The sequence below is a fragment of the Streptomyces sp. NPDC037203 genome (assembly GCF_055605065.1).
The window spans coordinates 550,983-570,106 of record NZ_JBVJUC010000002.1 but is presented as its reverse complement, the minus strand read 5'-3'; the positions used below and the strand labels follow the sequence as shown (position 1 = coordinate 570,106).

At 75.6% G+C, this 19,124-nt stretch carries 12 protein-coding genes; 9 read left to right on the top strand and 3 right to left on the bottom strand.

Annotated features, from left to right (window positions below; translation table 11 throughout):
- Positions 1–84: 84 nt before the first annotated feature.
- Entirely contained in the window at positions 85–1,557 is a 1,473-nt protein-coding gene (locus ACZ7EC_RS06985; protein ID WP_471058954.1) for an acyl-CoA synthetase, read from the top strand.
- Positions 1,550–2,938, top strand: coding sequence for a carboxyl transferase domain-containing protein (locus tag ACZ7EC_RS06980; RefSeq protein ID WP_471058952.1), 1,389 nt, complete (start codon positions 1,550–1,552; stop codon positions 2,936–2,938). Before ACZ7EC_RS06985 ends, ACZ7EC_RS06980 begins: the two co-directional genes overlap by 8 nt.
- Positions 2,939–3,020: 82 nt before the next feature.
- On the opposite strand, the gene ACZ7EC_RS06975 is transcribed toward ACZ7EC_RS06980, so the two are convergent.
- A complete protein-coding gene (locus ACZ7EC_RS06975; protein ID WP_471058950.1) occupies positions 3,021–6,689 on the bottom strand; it encodes a S8 family serine peptidase in 3,669 nt (1,222 codons plus the stop codon).
- Between the two features lie 270 nt (positions 6,690–6,959).
- Here ACZ7EC_RS06975 and ACZ7EC_RS06970 point away from each other — a divergent pair, with 270 nt between their 5' ends.
- From ACZ7EC_RS06970 to mreB, 5 genes are all read left to right on the top strand, one after another.
- The gene (locus tag ACZ7EC_RS06970; protein WP_471058948.1) at positions 6,960–7,352 is read left to right on the top strand and encodes a CU044_2847 family protein; all 393 of its coding nucleotides are present in this window, start codon (positions 6,960–6,962) and stop codon (positions 7,350–7,352) included.
- The gene (locus ACZ7EC_RS06965; protein WP_471058946.1) at positions 7,349–9,268 is read left to right on the top strand and encodes a VMAP-C domain-containing protein; all 1,920 of its coding nucleotides are present in this window, start codon (positions 7,349–7,351) and stop codon (positions 9,266–9,268) included. Before ACZ7EC_RS06970 ends, ACZ7EC_RS06965 begins: the two co-directional genes overlap by 4 nt.
- Before the next feature lie 35 nt (positions 9,269–9,303).
- Positions 9,304–10,338, top strand: a complete 1,035-nt coding sequence (locus ACZ7EC_RS06960) for an AAA family ATPase (RefSeq protein WP_471058944.1) — start codon at positions 9,304–9,306, stop codon at positions 10,336–10,338.
- On the top strand, positions 10,328–14,158 hold the full coding sequence (locus tag ACZ7EC_RS06955) for an SAV_2336 N-terminal domain-related protein (RefSeq protein ID WP_471058942.1): 3,831 nt from the start codon (positions 10,328–10,330) through the stop codon (positions 14,156–14,158). Before ACZ7EC_RS06960 ends, ACZ7EC_RS06955 begins: the two co-directional genes overlap by 11 nt.
- Positions 14,159–14,297: 139 nt before the next feature.
- The gene (mreB, locus tag ACZ7EC_RS06950) at positions 14,298–15,335 is read left to right on the top strand and encodes a rod shape-determining protein MreB (RefSeq protein ID WP_471058940.1); all 1,038 of its coding nucleotides are present in this window, start codon (positions 14,298–14,300) and stop codon (positions 15,333–15,335) included.
- Positions 15,336–15,358: 23 nt separating this feature from the next.
- Here the strand turns inward: mreB and ACZ7EC_RS06945 are convergent, their stop codons facing one another.
- Positions 15,359–16,198 (bottom strand): MurR/RpiR family transcriptional regulator, encoded by an 840-nt coding sequence (locus ACZ7EC_RS06945; RefSeq protein ID WP_471058938.1) that lies wholly within the window; start codon positions 16,196–16,198, stop codon positions 15,359–15,361.
- 90 nt (positions 16,199–16,288) lie between these two features.
- Here ACZ7EC_RS06945 and ACZ7EC_RS06940 point away from each other — a divergent pair, with 90 nt between their 5' ends.
- Complete coding sequence (locus tag ACZ7EC_RS06940) at positions 16,289–17,137, top strand: EamA family transporter (protein WP_471058936.1); 849 nt, start codon at positions 16,289–16,291, stop codon at positions 17,135–17,137.
- On the opposite strand, the gene ACZ7EC_RS06935 is transcribed toward ACZ7EC_RS06940, so the two are convergent.
- Positions 17,134–18,060 carry a LysR family transcriptional regulator gene (locus tag ACZ7EC_RS06935; RefSeq protein ID WP_471058934.1) on the bottom strand — a complete coding sequence of 309 codons (927 nt, stop codon included), beginning with the start codon at positions 18,058–18,060 and terminating at the stop codon, positions 17,134–17,136. The two genes, ACZ7EC_RS06940 and ACZ7EC_RS06935, sit on opposite strands and share 4 nt — an antisense overlap.
- A 145-nt stretch (positions 18,061–18,205) precedes the next feature.
- On the opposite strand from ACZ7EC_RS06935, the gene ACZ7EC_RS06930 reads away from it, so the two are divergent.
- Positions 18,206–19,087, top strand: coding sequence for an NmrA family NAD(P)-binding protein (locus ACZ7EC_RS06930; protein WP_471058932.1), 882 nt, complete (start codon positions 18,206–18,208; stop codon positions 19,085–19,087).
- Positions 19,088–19,124: the final 37 nt, after the last annotated feature.

The following is a 19,124-nucleotide window of genomic DNA, read 5'->3' as shown; positions in this document are numbered from 1 at the left end:
CGGCCCCGTCCACGCACGGTCGTCCCCCGGTCGATCCTGGTGTAGGAAGGGGCTGAACGGTCGCGAGAGTGAAGGGGTGCGTGGGTGTCCTCGCTTTTTCCTGGTCTGGTCGGTGGGCCGCGCGAGCGGTCCGCGGTGCGGTTCGGTGAGCGTTCGCTGACGTACGGCGGTCTCGCGGACGCCGCCGCCGCGGTGGCCCGGCGCGTCCCTCGGGGCGGTCGCGTGGCCGTGTGGGCGACGCCCGAGCTGGAGACCGTGGTCGCCGTCGTCGGCGTGCTGCTCGCCGGTGCCGCCGCCGTGCCGCTCAACCCCAAGTCCGGGGAGAAGGAGCTGGCCCATATCGTCTCGGACAGCGCCCCCTCCCTCCTCCTCGCCGCTCCGGGCGCCCGACTCCCGCGGGCGCTGGGCGACATGGAGCGCGTCGACGTCGACGCCGGCGCCCGCGCGGACGCCCCGCGCCCCGAACTCCCCGGCGACGCCCCCGCCCTCGTCGTCTACACCTCCGGCACCACCGGCCCGCCCAAGGGCGCCGTGCTCCCCCGCCGGGCCCTCGCCTCCACCCTCGACGCGCTCGCCGACGCCTGGCAGTGGACGGAGGACGACGTGCTGGTGCACGGGCTGCCGCTGTTCCATGTGCACGGGCTCGTGCTCGGCGTCCTCGGCCCGCTGCGCCGCGGCGGCTCGGTGCGGCACCTGGGGAGGTTCTCCACCGCGGGCGTGGCCCGCGCGCTGGCCGAGGGCGCGACCATGCTGTTCGGCGTGCCGACGATGTACCACCGCATCGCCGAGGCCCTTCCCGGCGACCCCGAGCTGGCCGAGGCGCTCGGCGGGGCCCGGCTGCTGGTCTCCGGCTCGGCCGCGCTGCCGGTGCACGACCACGAGCGGATCGCCGCGGCCACCGGTCGCCGGGTCATCGAGCGGTACGGCATGACGGAGACGCTGATGAACACCAGCGTCCGCGCGGACGGGGAGCCGCGGCCGGGGACGGTCGGCGTGCCGTTGCCCGGCGTCGGGCTGCGGCTCGTGGAGGAGGACGGGACGGAGATCGGCGACCGGGACGGGGAGACCGTCGGGGAGATCCAGGTCCGCGGGCCCAACCTGTTCACCGAGTACCTGAACCGCCCCGACGCCACCGCCGCCGCGTTCACCGCCGACGGCTGGTTCCGTACCGGTGACATGGCCGTGCGCGAGCCCGACGGGTATGTGCGGATCGTCGGCCGCAAGGCCACCGACCTCATCAAGAGCGGCGGCTACAAGATCGGGGCGGGCGAGATCGAGAACGCGCTCCTGGAGCACCCGGCCGTCCGGGAGGCGGCGGTCACCGGGGAACCGGACCCGGACCTGGGCGAACGGATCGTCGCCTGGATCGTCCCAGCCGACCCGGAAACCCCGCCCGGCGCCCAGGAGTTGGCGGACCATGTCGCCCGCCGGCTCGCGCCGCACAAGCGGCCCCGCGTCGTCCGCTACCTGGAGGTGCTGCCCCGCAACGACATGGGGAAGATCATGAAACGGGCCCTGGCCGCCGACACCGTTCCCGGTGCCGCCGCCGATGCCTGAGCAGCGGCGCACCGCGCGCGAGGTGCTGGCCCTCGTCACGGACGACGGCACCTTCGCCGAACTTCCCTCCCCCGAGCGGCGGTCCGGGCCGGACGGCCCGCTCGCCTGGCAGGGGTACGACGCCTCGCACGCCCGCGCCGCCGAACGCACCGGCGAGCGGGAGTCCGTCGTCTGCGGCACAGCGACCGTCCAAGGTACCCGCGCCGTGCTGATCGCCTTCGAGTTCGGCTTCCTCGGCGGTTCCCTGGGCGAGCGCACCGGGGACCGGCTGGAGGGGGCGTACGCACACGCCCGTGCGCACCGGCTGCCGGTCGTGCCGTTGATCGCGACCGGGGGCAGCCGGATGCAGGAGGGCATGGTCGCGCTGACCCAACTCCAGCGGGTCGCCCGCCAGTCGGCGCTCACCCGTGCGGCGGGACTGCCCCAGATCGCCGTCCTGCGCGACCCCACGACGGGCGGCGGCTGGGCCACCCTGGGCGCCGGCGCGGATGTGATCCTGGCCCTCCCCGGTGCCCAGGTGGGCTTCGCCGGCTCACGCGTCCGCCCGGCCGACGCCGACCCCACCGCCTACACGGCCGAGGCCCAGATGGCCGCGGGCGCGGCGGACGCGGTCGTCCGGGCGGAGGAACTCAAGGAGGTCCTGGGGGTGTGGCTGCGGCTGCTGTCGGGGACGAGCCAGGCGCCGACCGCGTCCGCCGACCACCCGCTGCCCGCGCCCGTCCCGGCGGCTCTCGCCCCGACCGGTCTCCCCGCCACCGGCTGGGCCGCCGTCCGGCGCGCCCGTGCACCCGAACGCCCTCGCGCAGGCGCCTACTTGGACGCCTACTTCGCGCACCGCGTCCACCTCCGCGGCGACCGGTGCGGCGGTACCGACCCCGACGGCATCCTCTGCGGGTTCGGCGAGCACCAGGGCCGTACCGTCGCGTTCGCCGCGCAGACCGGGGTGGGGACGCGGCCCGCCGGGTACCGGACGGCGGCCCGGCTGATCCGGCTGGCGGACCGGCTCGGGGTGCCGGTGCTGACGCTGGTGGACACCCCCGGCGCCGCGAACGACGCTCAGGCCGAGCGGCAGGGCGCCGGCGCGGCCATCGCCGAGGTGTTCGGGGCGGTGGCCGGGGCGCGGGTGCCGGTGACCACACTGGTGATCGGCGAGGGCGGCTCCGGCGGCGCCCTCGCCCTGGCCGCACCGGGCAACACCTGGGCCACGCCGGACAGTTACTTCTCCGTGATCGCCCCGGAACTGGCCGCGGCCATCCTCAAGCGCCCGGAAGGGGAGATCGAGCACACCGCCGACCAGCTCCGCATCCGCCCACAGGACCTGGTGGAGCTGGGGGTCATCCGGGGCATCGTCGGGGCCACCGGCGCGGACGGCGCCTCCTGAGGGGCGCGATGCGCGGCTCCGCCGCGGGGGCGCGGACGACCACCAGGCGCCCGCGGCCCCGCCGCACCCTCGGGGGCGTCCCCTACGGCTTCCGCACCCCCACCGCCCTGATGATCTCCTCCGAGACCGACCCGCCCCTGTCGTCCCGCGCCGACGCCCGCAGGGAGACGGACGCCGCACCCGAGGGCACCGACAGCGTGCCGTGCCACGACGCCCCGGCCCCCGTCAGCCGCACCTGCCGCCAGCTCGCGCCCCCGTCGTACGACACCGCCAGCCGGCCCCCGCCGAGCGTGCCCGTCCCGGTGGCGCCCGCCAGGTGGCTCGCGCCCAGTGTCACCGGCAGCCGCCGCCCGGCGGGCACCGTGCCGGCGAGGTCGGTGGGCAGGCCGTAGGAGAGGTTGATCAGCGGCAGTGTCGTCGCGTGGTCGTCCGGTGTCCGGGCCGAGCGGAACGTCCACGCGGTGTGTCCCCGCGTGGCGAGGCTCCAGTGGTCCGCGTCGAGGGCGGTGTCGGTCACGACCCGGTACGTGTGCTCGTCGGCCGGGGCGTCCCGGACGAAGGCGGTCGAGCCGGACTCGCGGTCGGCGAGGGTGCCGTCCTGGTAGACGGAGGTGGTCTGGGTCATGCCGCTGTCGCCCCAGACATCGCCGAACCCGGTGTGGTCGGGGCCCGAGTCGCCCCAGCCCGGCGTGTTCAGCTGGATCCGGTTCCCGGTGCGCTGCTCGCCCCAGCCGAGCCCGGTGCCGAGCCAGGGGTGCCACACCGGCTGGAACCAGTGCAGCCGGGGCCGGCTGCCGCCCCGGTAGCGGACCGGTCCGCCGCGTTCCTCCAGGGTGCCCGCGCCGATCGTGACGGACTCGGTCCACAGCTGGCCGGGGCCGGTGGAGACGTAGTCCGTGCGCTCGGCGGGCAGGTCGATGTCCTCCTGGAAGCCGACGCCGACGGGGAAGGCGCCGGTGATGGAGTAGCGGAACTCACCGCCGCTCGTCGGCCGCGCCGCGTGGAACGTGACGTGCAGGGCGGCGAGTCGGCGCGGTGCGGGACGGTAGGTGAGGTCGCGGTCGGGGATCGAGCCGGTGTGGCCCTCGGAGAGGTCGTACACGTAAGGGGAGTCGGGGGTGCCGGTCATGTCGGCGGTCGGGTGGGCCCGCAGCCGGGCCGCGTCCGCCTGGTTCACCGTGGCGATCGGCAGCGGGCGGTCGGTGTCGTCGTCGTTGCCCCACCAGTCCATCAGCCGTCCCGGCGCGTCGTCCGTGACGAACAGCGCCTTGGCGCCCGCGTCCTGGGCGGCCCGTGCGAGGGCCAGCGGGTCCGCGCCGGTGGCGAGGTGTGCCAGCACCGCCTTGCCCGAGGCGGAGGCGGGCACGGGACCGTCGCCGACGTCCACCAGCGGGAGCCGGTGCCGTCCGGCGGTCAGGGTGCCGCCCGGCTGGACGGTCGCCTCTCCGACGCCCCTGACCTCCAGTCGCGGCTTCGCGAGCCGCCATACCGTGCGGTACTCGAAGGTGCCCTGGGTGACCTCGGGGGTGGGCGCGGCGAAGACGCTGTCGTAGGTGAGGGGCACCTGGACCGTGGCGGACAGGTCGGTGCCGTCGGCGGAGCGGTCGTACTCCATGAGGAGCTGGCGGGTCTCGGTGCGCCGGGGGACGGCCGCCTCGATCTCGCGCAGCCTGGTGCCGTCGAGGGTGATGTCGCTGTCGTGGTCGAGGGTGACCTCGGGTGCGCAGAGGAAGCCGAGGCCGAGCGAGTCGGCGCCGTGGCTCCCGTGCACGTCGAGGAAGGAGGTGAGGGCGTAAGTCCCCGGTTCGAGGCGCAGTTTGAGGGTTCCGGAGTCGTCGACGTGATCCGACTCGGGGTCCGCGTTCCGGGCGAGTCGCTGCACGGTGAGGTCGGCGGCCGCGGGGTTGCCCGCGCGGTCCTTGACGTGGACCGTGAGGGTGTATCGCTCATCCTCCTTGACCAGCCCGAACACGGTGTGCGCGCGCACCGTGCCGGTGTCGTCGGTGGCCGTGATCCGGCCGCTGGTGGTGCCGACCGGCGCCCTGGAGCCGTCGCCGGTGACGGTGGTGGTCGCGGTGCCGTGCGCGGGGACGGTGAGGGAGGTGTCGGCGAGGGTGGCGACGCCGTCCGGGGCGCCCTGCGCCGAGAGGGTCAAGTGGACGGCGGTGGCCGAGGAGTTGGTGTAGGTGAGGGTGCGCGTGACCGGCTTGTCCGCGGGGTAGGGCCAGCGGTAAAAGCCGAGGTCGGCGCTGCCGGTGGCGGTCACCGTGGCCCGTACGGCGTCCGGCACGCTCACCCGTCCGGCGCCCACCGTGTAGGCGGAGGCACCGAGTTGCTTCGAGGTGGACATCAGCGCGTCCTTCAACCGGGGGCCGGTCCAGTCGGGATGCTCCTGCGCGAGCAGCGCGGCCACCCCGGCGACGTGCGGCGTCGCCATCGACGTACCGCTCATGGTGGTGTAGTAGCCGCTGCCGTCGGTGAGTTGGGAGCGGGCGGCGAGGATGTCCACGCCGGGGGCGGACAGGTCGGGCTTGAGGGCGTCGTCGCCGCTGCGGGGGCCCGCGCTGGTGAAGGAGGCGGGCTGGTCGGCGGAGTCGACCGCGCCGACGGTCAGGGCCGCGTCGGCGGCGCCGGGCGAGGTGATGGACGAGGGGGCGCCGGCGTTTCCGGCGGCGACCACGAACAGCGCGCCGGTCTCCTGGGCCAGGCTGTCGAGGGCCTGCGACATCGGGTCGGTGCCGTCGCCCGGTTCGCTGGAGCCGAGGCTCATCGAGACGATCCGGGCGCGCACGTCCCGCGCGGCCCACTCCATCCCGGCGATGATCTGCGACTCGCTGCCGGAGCCCGTGTCGTCGAGCACCTTGCCGACGGCGAGGGTCGCGTCCGGCGCCACGCCCTTCTCCTTGCCTCCGGAGGCGGCGCCGCTGCCGCCGATGGTGGAGGTGACATGGGTGCCGTGGCCGTCGCGGTCGGCGACCTCCTCGCCGTCGACGAAGCTCTTGGACCGGCTGATCCGGTCCACCAGGTCGGGGTGGGTCGGGTCCGCGCCGGAGTCGAGGACGGCGACGGTGACGCCCTTGCCGGTCAGTCCGGCGCCCCACGCGCTCGGGGTGCCGATCTGGGCGTTGCTCTCGGCCATGTCGGCCTCGACCCGCCCGTCCAGCCACACCGTCTGGACGCCGTCACCGCGGGTGAACGACCGCCAGAACGCCGTCCCCCGGCCCGCCTCGACGGCCGCGCCGCGCAGGCTGGGCAGGCTCCGGGTGCGGGAGGTGCCGGCCGGGGCGGCGGCGGGGACGCGGGTGTCCGCGCCGTAACCGACGATCAGCGGGAGGGCCTTGGTGCGGGCGTCGGTGAGGCCCTGGCGGATCAGCGCGCTCACGTCGAACAGCCGCTTGTCCAGCCTCCCGGAGCGCAGGTACGGCTGCGCCTCGTCCGGTACGACGGTCAGATCGCCGTTGCTCGTCTGCGTGCGCACGGCCCCGGTGGCGCCGCGTGGCCGCCGCACGGTGACGGTCTTCCTGCCGTGCCCGAGACCGGTGACGGTCACCTGGTCGCCGGTGACCAGGGTGACGGTCGCCGGAGCGGGGCCGGAGTGTCGCGCCGCCGCGTCCGCCGGTGCCGGTCCGGTCCCCGCGGCGGCGGTCGCTCCGGGTACCGGCACCCCGGCCAGCACGAGCCCCGCCGACAGCAGCGCCGCCCGGCGTCCGACCGGCCCCGCGGCCAGGCGTCCGGCTGGTCCTCTGGTCATCCGCGCCCTCTTCCGCGTGCTCCGTCCCGTCCGGACCGCGCGCCCACGGCCCGTCCGGGACTGTCGTGTACATGCTTTTCGGGTCGGCACGAGTGTGGTGCGCGCGCCGGGGGCGCACAGGGGGCCGGGCGTGGCGGGTTGTCACGGTGGCGGGTTCTCGCCACACCGCGCCGGTTGACCCGCTCGGGCGTAATGAGTGGGACGGCCGAAGGCCCGTCCGTACCATGGTGGTTGCTCACAGGTCTGCGACGAGGGGGAGCGAACGGCGGCATGGACCAGCTGGTGGAGTTCAGGACCGAGGACGGCGCGCTCGTCGTGGTGGAGGGGGCCGGCACCACCCCCCGGCCGGGCACCCGGCTGGTCTCGCGCGGCGACGAGATGGTGCGCGCGGCGCAGACCTTCGAGGGCGCGCTGGACGGCGTGCGGGCGGCGGCGGAGGCCGCGCTGCGGGTCTTCCGGGACGGCAGTCTGCGGCCCGACTCGGTGGAGATCGAGTTCGGCGTGAAGATGTCCGCGGAGGCCGGCGCGATCATCGCCAAGGGGTCCGCGGAGGGCCAGTTGGTCGTCAAGCTCCACTGGACGCCGGGGAGTTCGCCGGGCGGGGCGCTGCCCGGCGTGCCGGGTCAGGCCACCGCCGCACCGGAGTCCGCCGAGCGCCCGTGAACAGCGCCGCCTGGCATGCCCGGATCCACTGCGGCCATGAGGTGGGGGCGGGTTTCCTGGTCACCGCCCGCCGGGTGCTCACCTGCGCCCATGTCGTCCGCTCCAGCGGCCGGGACCCGGTGACGGTGGTCTTCCCGCACGCCAGGGAGCTGGGCGAGGTCGCCGCGTCGGTGATCGCGCACGGCGGCTGGGCTGGCGGCGCCACCGACCCCGGTGACGTGGCCGTGCTCGAACTCGACCGCGACGTCCCCCTCGCCCCGGCCGGTTTCGCACCGCCCGGCGCCGCGTACACCGAACCGCACCCCCGGCTGCTCGCCTACGGCTTCCCGGTCGGCTACGACGAGGGCACGCTCGCCGAATACCGGGCTGTCTCCGGCCAGTTGATCGCGGGCGAGTGGCTGGAGCTGGTGGCTTGGCAGGGGCACGGGCAGCCGATCGAGGCCGGGTTCAGCGGGGCGGCGGCGACCCTGCCGGACGGCCGGGTGGTCGGCATGGTCACCTCGGCCGCGGAGGCGCCGCAGGTGCGCAAGGGCCGGATGCTGCCGCTGGACGTACTGGCCCGGTACTGGCCCGAGCTGGGCGAGCTGGTGCCCACGCCGGGCCACCGGGCGGACATCCTGCGGGAGCTGTACGGACTGCTGCGGCGCCTGCCGGACGCCCGCGCGTGCGATCCCAACCGGCTGTACGTGGACGCGGTGGGCGCCTTCGGGCCCCCGCTGCCCGAGGGCGGGTTCCCGACGCTCAAGGCGGCCGCCGCCTACGTGCAGTGGGAGGTGCCCGATCCGGCGGCGGTGGACCGGTTCGCGGGCCGGCTGCGGGACGTGGTGGGCGCGGGACCGGCGACGGCACCCGCCCCGCCGGCCGCCAGGGCCCCGCAGGCCACCGAGTCCGCGCCGTTCGCCGAGGCAGCCCGGACCCCGCAGGTCACGCGGGCCACGCCGGTCGGGGGCCTCCCGGAGGGCGGGGGGCCCGAGCAGGCGTCCCCGCGCTGGGCGCCGGTCGTCGTGGAGATCGACCACAGCGGCGCCGGGCCCGACCAGGTGACCGTGGAGGTGTCGGCGTACCGCGACGGGCAGCGCCGCCCGGTGGGCACGCGCCGGCTGCCGCGCTCCGGCGTACGGTCGTACGTCCAGCACCGCATCGACGAGGCCGTCGCCCATCTCGACCCGGACGCCGAGGAACTGGTGACCTTCGTGCTGCCGCGCGAATGGCTCAACGAGGCGGTGGCGCACTGGGAGTGCGGCGCGGACGACAGCACGCCGCTCGGCTGCGCCTACCCCCTCGTGGTGACCGACCGGGCGCGGCACCGCAGCAACCGGCTGCGACACCAGCTGCGCAAGAAGTGGCAGAAGCTGGACGCCGGGCGCCCGGTGCGGGTGCACCGGGTGGAGTGCGGCAGCCAGGAACGGCCGCCCAGCCTGCGCAAACGGCTGTGGGACGACGACGCGGGGCTCGCCGGGTTCGCGGTCCCGCCCGCGGCGGCCCGCGAGCACTTCGAGATCGGCCTCACCGTCCCGGTCCCCATCCTGCTGTGGTCCCGTACGGGCTGCCCCGCCGGGGCACACGGCGAACCGCCGTACGCGCGCGCGGCGGGCGGCGGACCGGGCGGGTACGAGGACCCGCGCCCGGCCCGCGGCGGTCCCCGCGACACGGCCGCCGCCGGCACCGCGACCGCCGCACCGCCCCGCCCCGAAGCCCCCGCCCGCTGCCCCGGCACCGCCTTCCTGGACCAGCTCGCCGCCTCCGTCGCCGGGGTCCCGCCAGCCGAACTCCCGCGCCACATCCTCTCGTTACGGGTGACCGCGGACGCCGCCGACGAACCCGAGCGGCACTGGGCCCGCAATCTCCAGCTGCTCTGGGACGACCCCCGCTGCTTCCCCGAGCCCGCCGCCGGCCTGCGCTCCCCCGTCGACTGAACCGCCCCGCCCCCCACCACGGAGAAGAAGAAGCCATGCCCTTGTGGCCCGTCTACACCGGTACGAGCGCGCCGCACGACGGCATCACGCACCTGCCCCCGCCGCCGCCCTGGCGCGCCTTCGACGGCGGCCCGGTGCTGGATGCGCCGGACGCGGCCGCCGACCGCGCGGCCGTCTCCCCCGACCGGGTGCACCGCGCCGAGACGTACCGGGCCACCGAGGAGACGGTGCAACTGGTCAACGCGGCCCTGTACCTGCGCCGCCCGCTGCTGGTCACCGGCCCGCCCGGCACCGGCAAGTCCTCCCTGGCGTACGCCGTCGCGCGCGAGCTGCGGCTCGGCCCGGTGCTGCGCTGGAACATCACCAGCCGCAGCACGCTGCACGACGGGCTCTACAGCTACGACCCGCTGTCCCGCCTGTACGCGGCCCGGCAGCGGGCCGCGCACCAGGAGAGCGGGCCCGAGGCGCCGGACGAGTCGGGGATCGAGCACCATCTGCGCCTCGGCCCGCTCGGCACCGCCCTGCTGCCCTACGCCCGCCCCCGCGCCCTGCTCATCGACGAGATCGACAAGAGCGACCTCGACCTGCCCAACGACCTGCTGAACGTGCTGGAGGAGGGCCAGTACCAGATCCCCGAGCTGGTGCGCGCCGCCCGGCTGGCCCCGGACGGCACCGCGTGGGTCCCGGCCGACAGCACCGGCGAACCGGTGCCGGTGGTGCGCGGCCAGGTCCGCTGCCGTGCCTTCCCGTTCGTCGTCCTCACCAGCAACGGCGAGCGCGAGTTCCCGCCCGCCTTCCTGCGCCGCTGCGTCACGCTCCACCTGCGACGGCCGGACGACCGGCACCTGGCCGACATCGTCCGCGCCCACCTGGGCGAACCGGACTCCTACGCGCGGGAGTTGATCGGCCGCTTCCTGGACCGCACCAGCGCCGGGGACCTGGCCACCGACCAGCTCCTCAACGCGATCTACCTGGCCCGCACCAGCAACCTGGACACCGGGTCCCTGGACCAGCTGGCCGAGCGGCTGATGCCGCACCTGGGACAGGGCACGCAGACCGATGTCTTCTGACCCGCGGGGCACCCCGGACACCCCCGGCTGCCCGGACGCCCCGGACGCCCTGGCCCGTCTCGCCGCCGTACTGGCCGAGGCGGGCCAGGGCGCGCCCCCGACACCGCGCGAACTGGCCGAACTGCTCTGGCTGGCCGGCCACATGGCCCCCATGGGCACGACGGACACCGGAACCACCGGACCGACCGGAACCACCGGATTCACCGGCAGCGGGGACCCGGAGGACGCCGGGGACCCCGAGGGGATGGGCGGCGACGGCAGCACGGAGCCGGAGCCGGGACCGGCGCCCGAACCCGCCCGCGCACCTCGGCCGCCCGAGGGGGAGCGTCGCCCGCCGCGCCCCGCCCCCGACACCCCCGCCCGCGTCCCGCTGCACCTGCCCTCCCCCGCCCCCTCCACGGAGCGCGCGCCGCACGCCGCCCTGATGGCCCCCGCGCCCCCGATGCTGCCCCACCCGCTCGCCCTCCAGCGCGCGCTGCGCCCCCTGCGGCGCCGGGTGGACGCGCCCATGGGCCGGGAGCTGGACGAGCTGGCGACCGCCGACCGCATCGCCCGGCTGGGCGCCGATCCCGACCACTGGCTCCCGGTGCTGCGTCCCGCCCGCGAGCGCTGGCTGAGCCTGAACCTGGTGTACGACGCGGGTCCCACGATGCCCCTGTGGCGGCCCCTGATCCAGGAACTGCACACCGCGCTGGCCCAGTCGGGCGCCTTCCGCACGGTCACCCTGTACCGCGCCGGAGCCGACGGCACGGTACGCGGCCCGGACGGGCACCCGTCCGCCGACGGCCGGAGCGTCACCCTGCTGATCAGCGACTGCATGGGCCCGCAGTGGCGGCAGGGCCCCGCCGGCACCCTGTGGTACGCCACCCTGCACCGCTGGGCGCGCCGGATGCCGCTGGCCGTCGTACAGCCGCTGCCCGAACATCACTGGCGGGACACGGCGTTGCCCGCCACGCCCGGCCGGCTCTCGGCCCCGTACCCGGCGGCGCCCTCGGCCGCGCTCACCTTCACGCCGTACGACGCGCCGGAGCCGGACTGCGGGACGGAGCAGGACGGCGCGGCGGGCGCGGTGGTCCTGCCGGTGCTGGAGCCCGAGCCGCGCTGGCTGGCGAACTGGGCCGGGCTGATCGGCGCGCCCGGCGGCACCCGGTTCCCGGCGGCGGCGGCCCGGTTGACGCGTCCGCTGCCGGCCGACGCCGAGGACCGTACGGACGTCGGCCGGCTGTCCGCCGAGGAGTTGGTGCTGCGGTTCCGGGCGACGGCGTCCCCGGAGGCGTTCCGGCTGGCCGGGCATCTCGCGGTGGGGCGGCCCGATCTGCCGGTGATGCGGCTGGTGCAGGCGGCGGTGGAGCCGGAGCCGCGGCCCCGGCATCTGGCCGAGGTGGTGCTCAGCGGCATGCTCGTCGCGCTGCCCGGCGCACCGGCGGGCTCGTACACGTTCCGGGAGGGGGTGCGGGAGCTGCTGCTGCTCGGGCTGCCCCGGACCGAACGCAATCGCACCGTCGAACTCCTGGAGCGGATGGGCGAGTTCATCGACGATCTGGCGGGGCGGGCGCCGGGCGGGTTCCGGGCGGTGGTGCCGTCTTCGGGGGGCGCGCCGACGCCGGTGGAGCGGCAGCCGGTCGCCACGCTCAGCGAGGAGAGCGTGCGCAGGCTGGCGCCGGCCGGTGGCGAGCGGCTGCTGGCCGGCCGGTACCGGCTGGTGCGCAAGTCGGCGACCGGGAGCGGGAGTTGGGTCGCCGAGGACACGTGGAACGGTGGCGCCCCGGTCGTCGTGTGCCGGTATGCGCGGGGCGAGTGCCCGGAGCCCTTCGAGCAGCTCTGCCGGGATCTCGCGAAGGTGCGGCATCCGGGGATCGCGCGGGTCCTCGACCACGGTTTCGCCGAGGGAAAGCCGTACCTGGTGCGGGAGTTCGTGGCGGGGCCGACGCTGCACGAGCATCTGGCGGACGCCTCGTACCGGCCGCACACCGACGAGGTGCGCGTCCTGCGGCGCGGGCTCCGCGAGGCGGCCCAAGCCCTGCACGCCCAGGAAGGCCCGCGCGGCGAGCTGGACGCCCGGTCCGTGGTGCTCTCCCCGAACGGGCCGGTGCTGACCTGCCTGGAGGCCGCGCCCGTCGTTCCGGGGAGCCGGGAGCGGACCATGGCGGCGCTCGCGGACCTCCTCGTCACCCTCTGGGGCAGCACCCAGGTCCTCTTCACCACCGGCGATCTCACCGGGCGTCCGGAGGCCCGCATCACCCTGGAAGCCGCCGTGCACGAGGTCTTCTCCCGCTCGCTGTCCCCCGAGCGGTTCCGGGTGGAGGCCCGCGCGGACGGCTACTGGGTGCGCACCGATCCGTACGCCTATCTGCTGCCGGTCCTCGTCGCCGTCCTGCGTGAACTCCCCCTCGCGCTGGCCGGTCTGTCCGAGCCGATGTGGCTGCGGGTGGTGTTCGGGGCGCCGTCCGTCCGGCCGCCGCGGACGGCCGGCGGCGTCGACGTCCTGGTGCCGCCCGCGCTGTACGACGAGTTCGCCGCCAGCTCCGCCGCGGGGGACGCCCCGCCCTTCGAACCGCTCTACCGCGACGACGCCCCGGACGCTCCCCCCGCGGCCTGGTACTGCCCGCTCACCGCCGAGCGCCCCGAACGGGAGCTGGTCCAGGGGCCGTTCATCACCCGCGACCTGCGGGAGCTGGGCGTGCCGACGCCGGGGCGTACGGCCATCGTGCACACGAGTCCGGACGGCACGCTCGCCCTGTTCGACCCGATCCACCCGTACGCCCCCCGCCCGGAGACCTACTACACGGTGGACCTCACCGTGCAGCACGCCCGGCACCCGCTGTCGCTGCCCAGTTCCGGGAAGGCCGTGTTCAGCGCGGTGGCGGAGCTGACCTGGCAGGTGACCGACCCCGTCGCCTTCGTCCGGGCCGGTCCCCCCGGCGTCGCCGCCCGGCTGCTCGACCATCTGCGCGACGCGGCGGCCCGGATCACCGGGCGGCACCCGGCGCGCCGGGCGAACGCGGCCGAACGCGCCCTGAACGACGGGGTGCGGGACTGGCCGGTGCCGGGGCTCACCGTGTCGTACACCGTGCGGCTGGCCGCGGACAGCGCCACCGGACCCGCGCCCGCCGCCGCCCGGCCCCCCGAGGCGCTGCTCACCGGGGCCGAGTGCGTGCTGTTCGGCTTCGACGGGCCCCTCACCCGGCTGTTCACGGCGGCGTCCGCGCGCGCGGCCGTACTCGATCTGCTGAACGTCGTGGCCGAGCACCGCGATCCGCGGGACGCGCTGGCGGGGCGACCGCTGCCGGCGGCCGCGGGGGCGGCGGGCCTGGAGGCATTCCCGCATCCGCTGGATCTGCTGCGCGCCTTCGCCCACGACCGGCTCGGACCGGTGCTGCGGGACCGGCTGGAGGAGCTGGAGCTGGCCGCCGTGCCGGACGCGCCGATGACGCACCGCTCGCTCGCGCTGGTGCGGGCGCTGCACGCGTCCGGGCGACGGGTGAGCGTGGTGTCGGACGTGAGCTCCCGTGCGGTGCAGCGGGGCGTGGAGTCGTACAAGCTGCCGCTCGCGGGGGTGCACGGGCGGCGCGAGGACCTGGGTCTGCTGACCCCGGACCCCGGCACCCTGCTGCGGGCCCTGACCCATCTCGGCCGGCCGGCCGGGCGGGCCGTGCTGCTCGGTTCCTCGGTGGCCGAGCTGACGGCGGCCCAGCGGCTCGGCCTGCCCTTCATCGGGTTCGCCCCGTCCGCCGCCGGGCGGCGGCTGCTGCGCGAGGCCGGCGGGGCGGCGGTCGTCTCCTCGCTCGAACCGCTCCTGGAGGCGGTACGCGCCGGCTGACCCGGCGACACTCCGGGCGGCCGGTGATGAACGCCCGTTCGGCGGCGCCCCGCCCGGCCCCCCACAAAAGGCGGTCCGCCGCGGGTGGCGCGCAGGATACGGAGAGTAAGGAATTCGCCCCGCGCTCGGAGGAGCTGCCGTGTCCGTCAGCCTGGAGCAGTTGCGCCGCTGTCACTTCGCCGTCGACCTGGGCGCGGCCCGTACACGGGTGTATGTGAAGGGCGCGGGACTCGTCGTGGACCAGCCCTCGGTCGCGGCCGTGAACGGGCGGACCGGTTCGCTGATCGCGGTCGGCGACTTCGCGGAGCAGATGACCGGCCGCACCCCCGACTACATCCGGGTCGTGCGGCCCATCTCCGGCGGCACGGTGGTCGACATCGACATGGCCCAGCGGATGCTGCGGCATCTGATCGGGGACAAGATGCGCCGGGCGCTGCGCCGCAAGCCCCGGCTGCGGGCCGCCGCGTGCACCCCGCACGACGCCGATCCGCTGGCCCAGCGGGCGACGATCGAGACGCTGCTCGGGCTCGGCGCGCGCCGGGTGGAGCTGGTGGACACGCTGATCGCGGCGGCGGTGGGCTGCGGGCTGCCGGTGGAGCGGCCCGAGGCCACCATGATCATGGTGTGCGGGGCGGCGGCCACCCAGGTCGCGGTGCTGTCGCTGGGCTCGATCGTGACGGCCGAGCGGATTCCGGTGGGCGGCGAGGCCGTGGACCACGCGGTCGTGCAGTATCTGCGGCACGCGCACGAGCTGCTGCTGCCGAGCCAGTCGGTACGACCGCTGCAACTGGCCCTGGCCGGGAACGGGTTGACCCCGCAGGGCCCGCCGCAGACCGAGATCAACGGCCGGGACGTGGCCACCGGGCTGCCGCGCACCGTGCGGGTGGAGACCTCGGCGGTGCGGGAGGCGATCCAGACCCCGCTGACGGCCGTCCTGGACGGCATCGGCAAGGTGCTGCGCGAGTGCCCGCCGGATCTGGTGGCCGATCTCGCGGACCGCGGGATCATCATGGTCGGCGGTTCGGCGCTGCTGCCCGGTCTCGACCAGATGGTGCGCGAGGCCACCGGGATGCCGGTGTTCATCGCCGAGCGCCCGGACATCTGCGCGGCCCGCGGGCTCGGCGAGATGCTGGAGGGCCGGATCGAACCACTGGTCCTGGACCCGCTGGCCGCGTGAACTCCCCTGCGCGGGGCGGGCGTTCAGTAGGCGTGGTCGGCCGTGACGTCCGCCGACAGGTCGAGCCGGCGGCGCGCGGTCTCGGGGCGCAGGCCCATCAGAAGGTGGGTCAGGGCGTCCACGGCGGCGAGGTGGGCGATCCGGCTGGCGGAGGTCTCCAGGCCGAACACCAGGTCCTGGCCGCCGGCGACGAGCACCGGGCCGCTGGTCTCGCTCAGCGGTGAGCGGGCGTAGCTGGTGAGCGTGACCACGGTCGCCCCGGCCCGCCTGGCGCGGCGGGCGGCGTCGACCGTGGTGCGGGTGGCTCCGGTGTGGCTGATGGCGAAGCACACGCCGTCCGCCGGGAGTTGGGCGGCGGCGAGCTGGGCGGTGAGGGGGTCGGGCGGCGCGTCGACCTGGCAACCCAGGGCGCGCAGCCGGTAGGCGACGTCGAGGGCGACCGCGCCGGAGAGCCCCGCGCCGATCACGACGACGCGCGACGCGGCGTGCAGGGCCTCGGCCGCGGCGGTGAGCGCGCCGGGGTCGAGGGTCGCGGCGAGGCCGTCCAGGGCGTCGCGGGAGGCGCCCAGCGTGGCGGCGAGCGCGTGCGCGGCGGGCTCGTCCACCGGTGGCGGGGGCGGTGCGGGCGCCTGCCGCGCGGCCTCCAGCTTCAGCTCCTGGAACCCCCGGAAGCCGAGCCGCTGGCAGGTGCGGACGACGGTGGAGGACGCGGTGCCGGCCAGCGCGGCCACGTCGCTGACGCTGAGGTGGACCAGCGCGGCGCCCTGTTCGAGCACCACCCGCCCCACACGGGCCTCGGTCTCGCGCAGCTCGGGCAGCCGGGCCCGGATCCGGGCGGACAGGCTGGCGGAATTTCGTTCCATGCGATTAGCGTACCGTGGAACTAAATTCCACCATCGCAGTCCCGGCCCTCCGCCTCCCGCTCGCACCGCCCCGCCAGGAGTCGCTCCGCCATGCCAGGAACCATGTCCGCGCCCGTGCTCGCCGCCGTCCTCACGGCCGCGGTGCTGCACGCCGTCTGGAACTCGATCGCCCACCGGATACCGGACAAACTCATCGGATTCACGCTGATCAGCGTGGCCTGCACCGGGTGCGCGGCCGTCCTGGTCTGCCTCACGCCGCTGCCCCCGGCGGGCGCCTGGCCGTTCCTCGCGGCCTCGGCCGCGCTCCAGGTCACCTCGCAGCTGTTCCTGCTGCGCGCCTACGAGCTGGGCGACTTCGGGCAGATGTACCCGCTGGCCCGCGGCGTCGCCCCGCTGCTCGTGGCCATCGCCTCGGTGACCCTGCTCGGCGGCACGCTCACCGCGCTCCAGGGGGCGGGGGTGCTGCTGGTCTCCGGGGGCCTCGCCGCCCTGGCCCTCGCCTCCGGCCGCATCCGGCGCGCCCAGCTTCCCGCCCTCGGCGCCGCGCTCGGCTCGGGGACGATCATCGCGTCGTACACCCTGGTCGACAGCATGGGCGTACGGCATACACCCGACGCCCTCGCCTACACCGCCTGGCTCTTTCTGCTCCAGGGCCCGGTCATCCCCGCGATCGCACTGGCCCGGCGCCGCGGCGGGCTGCTCGACCGGGTGCGCCCGGTCCTCGGCACCGGGCTGCTGGGCGGTGTGCTGTCCATGACGGCGTACGGCCTGGTCGTCTGGGCGCAGGCACACGGCGAGGTCGCCGCGGTCGCCGCCCTGCGCGAGACCGGCATCCTGGTCGCCGCGGTGATCGCCACCCTGCTGTTCCGGGAGCCGTTCGGACGGCTGCGGCTGGTGGCGGGGGCGGTGGTCCTGACGGGGATCGGGCTCATTCGCTAGCTGGAGCGAGCGGTGCTCGGGCGGTCGTGCTCCGCCGTATGGGTCTCCGCTTGTGCCCGGTGGGCGGCTGCGATCGCGCAAGCGGCGCGTACGAAGGCGGCGACGGCCGGAGAGCGGGCTTCTCGGGGCCAGGCGACGGCCAGTGTGCAGTCCGGCAGGTCGCCGACCGGCCGGTAGGCGACGCCGGGGCGCGGGTTGTGCCGGGCGACCGAGGCGGGCGCGAAGAACACGATGCCTCCGGTCTCGACGAGGCTGAAGATCTCCGACAAGTTGGAGGCTGTTCTCGCCGCCCCCCGAGGCGGGGACGGCGTGGTCCGGCCGGTGTCGGCCGGCGCGCCGCCGGGGAGCTTCCGGCCGGCCAGGTCCGCCAGGCACAGCTCGGTACGGGCGGCCAGCGGGTCGGTGGCCGCCATGGCGACCAGGACCGGCTCGGTCAGCAGCGGCTCACTGTCCAGCCCGCGGTCGTCCATGGGGCGGAGCACGAGTGCGACGTCGGCAAGGCCGGCGCGCAGTGCGCGGGGTTGATCGCCGAATCCTCCGAGGACCAGTTCGGGGGGCAGGGCGGCGGGGTCGCTGCGGTAGGCGTCCAGGATCTGCGGCAGCAGGCCACCGTCGATGTCGGCCTTGAGCGCGATCCGCAGCCGCGGCGACGCACTGCCCGCGTGCCGAGCCCGGTGGGCGGCGGCGGTCACCGCCTCCAGGGCGGTTCTGGCGTCGCGCAGCAGGACCTCTCCGGCGCCGGTGAGTCTCACCTGCCGGGTGGTCCGCTCGAACAGCGCCACACCGAGCTGTCGTTCGAGGTCCCGGATCGTACGGGACAGAGGGGGCTGCGCCATCCCCAGCCGGACGGCGGCACGCCCGAAGTGCAGTTCCTCCGCCACCGCGACGAAGTAGCGGAGCTGCCGCACCTCCAGGTCATTCATATCTCCAGGGTATCAATCGCGACCGAGGTGGTCCTTCACCTGCGGCGTTGCGCCGAGTTCACTGGAGAGCGACCGCCCGGTACGCCCCGTGGGGCCGCCGTCGACCGCCCTGGATGGAGGCATTCGTGATCGCATGGAGGCACTCGTGATCGTCATTACCACGCCGACCGGTGACATCGGCCGGCAGGTCCTGGACCGCGTCCTGGACAGCGGCGAGGCCATCCGGGTCATCGCCCGCGATCCCTCCCGCCTCCCGGAGCAGGTGCGCACGCGGGCGGAGGTGGTGGAGGGCTCACACGCCGGCACCGCCACGATCGCGAAGGCGCTGGAGGGCGCCGACCGCCTGTTCTGGCTCGTGCCCCCGGCCGGCTTCCGGGACGCCGGTCCCGCCGGCGACTACTACGCGGACTTCAGCCGGGCCGCGGCCCGCGAAGCCGCGAGCCGGGGCGTGCGGATCGTGCACGTCACTTCCCTGGGGCACGGGTACCGGGGCGAGGCGGGGCTTCTGTCGGCCGCGCTCGACATGGACGAGCTGATCGAGAGCGCCGGTGTGCAGTACCGGGCCCTCGCCCTGCCGTTCTTCATGGAGAACATCCTTCGCCAGACCCAGTCGATCGCACAGCAGGGCGTGTTCTCCCTGGCGAACGCCGCGGACCGGCCGTTGCCGACCGTCGCCACCCGCGACGTGGCCGCCACGGCGGCAGCCCTCCTGCTGGACACCGCCTGGAGCGGTCAGGCCCGCGTTCCCCTGGTCGGCCCCGACAACCTGACGCCCGACGCCATGGCCGGGATCATCTCCGAGACCCTGGGCCGTACCGTGCGCTACCAGCAGGTGCCGCTCGCGGACTTCCGGGCCCGGCTGGTGCAGCACGGCGCGAGCCCTTCGCTGGCCCGCGACATGGCGGCCATGGTCGACGCGCAGAACCACGGCATCTACGACGCCGAACCCCGCGACCCGGCCTCCGCCGCCGCCACCGACTTCCGCCAGTGGTGCCAGACCGTCCTGAAGCCGGCCGTCCAGTCCTGACCGACCTTCAGAGGTACAGGTGTCCCCCTGCCAGGGG